Below are 2,823 nucleotides of genomic sequence, written 5' to 3'. Positions count from 1 at the left end.
GGTGGTGGAATGCACACACAGAACACGGGCGATTTCAGCACTACTATAGTTATCGAGAAAGGGGCTTGTAGAATAACCTAAAGCCCAAAGTTTAGTAGCAATTGCAATTGGAGTACGGAAATAGCCATGTCTTTTTAAGATTGAGGCTATTTGTTTAGGTGTATAAAGTTCAGCCTTAGCTTCAATGATTGCGAGTTCTTCATCAGTCCATTTTGTATGCATCTGATTACCTCCTATATTTATGCAGATTTAGTAGAAGACTGTTCTTGGATAATTCGAGCGCTAATAGATTCAAAATCCACTTGGAAGATGTTCATATCTGTGGACATTTCCCCAGTGTTGTAGCGGTCTACTATGTGCTGCTTAATTGCGGATTGATTCAGCCCATCAGGGATATCGATGTGAGCTTTACTTATGATTCTTTCGACTACTGTGACAATGACTTTCATGGTTTTTATTCCTATCTGATTAATTCAGGATTCAGAAATAAAACTTCTTCTGAATCCTGACTTTCGATTTAGACTGCCCCAGTCTTTACCGCTTGTACCTGTTGCATCCATGCGCTGATTGCCGTTAACTCATCAGCACCGCTAACAACAGCATCAAGAACCTGCTTTTGATACAAAGACTCAGCATGATTGGGATGGTCACACTTGTTTGCTGCCCAAGCTAAACACATGGTTTTGATTAGTTCATTAATCTGGCTAATATCAAGTAAACTTGGGCGGTCAACATCCTGGAATTGCAACCACTCTTTGACCAAATCAAGTGGATAATCAAGCAAGGTGCGAATATTTTTAACTCGCAAATCCTGTGGGTGTATTGATTGAGGAACTACACTAAGTTTTGGTGGAGTCAGTGGGGGTTCGGGAATCGAGTTTGAAGTTGCACCCAATAAAGATTGGATGTCACGAATGATAGTTGCCCAATTCAAATCTCTACTCCATTCCCTGTAAATCTTGGTTTTACTTGCAGCATCGTAAAGATTACAGAAAACTGTGTTTTCGTCGCCAGCATTAGCGACAATAATCAGTGGTTTGGAAAAATCTTGGATTAATGACGCAGCTAAAAGAAAGCTTTTGGCGAAATTGGTTTCAATGCCAGTTCTCACTACATAAAGTTCATCAGCACTCACGACAATATCGAGTTTGAGATTGTCTTTGCCTTTGAACTCTTTAGTCGTCAATCGCAGTTCTGACAAGTAGCCGGTCAATACTCTTTGGGTAACAGGGATAGTTTTCTCCCTGTCAATATCGTAGTGATACCACAGGTAAGATTCTCCACCTAACTCGGCGTTTTTGACATAGAGATAAATTGGTTCGGGAGGGTTGCATAAACCTAGTTTGATTTCAGCAATCATGTTTCACCTCGGTTAAGTTTCATTGATTGGTGTTCTGTGTATAATGGGAATTCTGTAGCGGGAGAAAAACTTCCGTGCGTTCAGTTGAATAAGCGGCACTCATTCAGGTGAACGCTTTTTTACTAGAGAGAAGATTCTTGATTGCCGTCTAACTCCCATTGCAGATAAGTCAGTGCAGTGCTAGCATCAGCAATGTTTAAATCCGGTTGATATCCCTCGTCTAGTAGTTGTTTGTAGTCTGGGTGCGTAGCAATTTCAGATACTAGATTTTGGGCTTGTTCAAGTAATTGGCAGAGATTGAGGTTAGACATTTCTATGCCCAGCCTTGAACATAAATCTTCTGCCTTTACACCGAATGTTCCTGGCTCAATCTCCGTTTCCAACTCTTCAAGCAGAGATTGAAAGTTCGGGTGTTCATCGTTGATTTCAATCTCAAATAAATCTGCACTCTTTGTAACGACAATTGCCCAATTGGGTAAAGTCTGTGCAATGGTTTTAGCGTAAAGTTTCATGATTTTTTCCTCTGGGATAAATAAACTAAAAATCCTCGGAAATCTCCAACAAAAAACCGCGTCCTGTGTTCTGCACTTGCACCAGTTCTCTATCCAGCAGTGTTTGAATTACTGAATCGGAGAATTGGAATTGCAGCCGATGTAATGGAACACAACCGCCGCAAAGCTGAAGTAAACGCAGCAAATGATTAGCTCTACGGTCAAAATTGCCTGTAGAATTAGCCATTGTTTGCACCCTTAGTTAATACGGTTAACTGTCGGTTGAGAATGCTTATCTGTTGTTGATAAAAGTCAATCTCTGCGGTAATTTTCTGAAATAACTCTTCTGGGGTAAGTGGTTGGATTTGATCCTCTTTCAAGTACGATGTTTCATCAGAATTCTTCTTAGGCATTAATACATAACGCCATCCTTCATCAAATTGTTTAGCTAATTCTGTACCAGATGGGTAGTAGTAAAGCCCTAGAATCGTGCCTTGTTCTGTACGCTGTTCCAAAGTAAAGCGAGGGTAGCCCCAGTGTTGAGGGATAGATATTGTAGGTTGCATATTGATTGGTAAATGAAGGGATTATTGAGGGGAAGGGGAAAGGGAATGAAGAAATTTACCTTTCCCCTTTAACCTTTTCCCAGGCGAAGCCCAAGACTTACGCTGTTACTAACTCCGCTTTTTCCAGCAGGCGCTGCAATTTATCGCTAGTTAGCTGTTCTAACGGTTGCTCTAAAAAATATTCATCAAAAATGGATTTACTATCAGTAGACACGTCCACCATCGACAGCGATGTCTGCGACGGGCAAAGCCTACGCACTGCATTATAGACCGAGTTAGAATACTGCTGTTGGTCTGAACAACCCCTTGCGGGGAGACAAAATACCCTGAAAAGCTTATAGATTAAAGAATGTGGCAATTTATGGTAAAACAAAAAGAGCCTTTGTTTGCAACAAGCTCTATCTAA

At 40.9% G+C, this 2,823-nt stretch carries 5 protein-coding genes and 2 pseudogenes; all 7 read right to left on the bottom strand.

Features of this window, described 5'->3' with window-relative positions:
• Positions 1-222, bottom strand: a pseudogene (locus H6G26_RS40675) (hypothetical protein); the annotation flags it as partial.
• A gap of 17 nt (positions 223-239) precedes the next feature.
• Positions 240-449 carry a hypothetical protein gene (locus H6G26_RS40670; protein ID WP_190737698.1) on the bottom strand — a complete coding sequence of 70 codons (210 nt, stop codon included), beginning with the start codon at positions 447-449 and terminating at the stop codon, positions 240-242.
• A 68-nt stretch (positions 450-517) separates the two neighbouring features.
• A complete protein-coding gene (locus H6G26_RS40665) occupies positions 518-1,360 on the bottom strand; it encodes a hypothetical protein (RefSeq protein ID WP_190737695.1) in 843 nt (280 codons plus the stop codon).
• Between the two features lie 122 nt (positions 1,361-1,482).
• A complete protein-coding gene (locus H6G26_RS43610) occupies positions 1,483-1,872 on the bottom strand; it encodes a hypothetical protein (RefSeq protein ID WP_242054385.1) in 390 nt (129 codons plus the stop codon).
• A gap of 25 nt (positions 1,873-1,897) precedes the next feature.
• Positions 1,898-2,098 (bottom strand): hypothetical protein, encoded by a 201-nt coding sequence (locus tag H6G26_RS40655; protein ID WP_190737693.1) that lies wholly within the window; start codon positions 2,096-2,098, stop codon positions 1,898-1,900.
• Complete coding sequence (locus tag H6G26_RS40650) at positions 2,091-2,417, bottom strand: hypothetical protein (RefSeq protein WP_190737691.1); 327 nt, start codon at positions 2,415-2,417, stop codon at positions 2,091-2,093. Before H6G26_RS40650 ends, H6G26_RS40655 begins: the two co-directional genes overlap by 8 nt.
• A gap of 97 nt (positions 2,418-2,514) precedes the next feature.
• Positions 2,515-2,823, bottom strand: a pseudogene (locus tag H6G26_RS40645) (hypothetical protein); the annotation flags it as partial.

Source organism: Nostoc sp. FACHB-888, assembly GCF_014696655.1.
Taxonomy (GTDB): Bacteria; Cyanobacteriota; Cyanobacteriia; order Cyanobacteriales; family Nostocaceae; genus Nostoc.
Note: the sequence above shows the minus strand (reverse complement) of the source record. Positions and strands in the feature narration are given on the sequence as shown.

Coding starts and splice junctions, on each gene's coding strand:
- H6G26_RS40665 (WP_190737695.1), bottom strand. CDS start 1,360: ATGATTGCTGAAATCAAACTAGGTTTATGCAACCCTCCCGAACCAATT.
- H6G26_RS40650 (WP_190737691.1), bottom strand. CDS start 2,417: ATGCAACCTACAATATCTATCCCTCAACACTGGGGCTACCCTCGCTTT.
- H6G26_RS40670 (WP_190737698.1), bottom strand. CDS start 449: ATGAAAGTCATTGTCACAGTAGTCGAAAGAATCATAAGTAAAGCTCAC.
- H6G26_RS43610 (WP_242054385.1), bottom strand. CDS start 1,872: ATGAAACTTTACGCTAAAACCATTGCACAGACTTTACCCAATTGGGCA.
- H6G26_RS40655 (WP_190737693.1), bottom strand. CDS start 2,098: ATGGCTAATTCTACAGGCAATTTTGACCGTAGAGCTAATCATTTGCTG.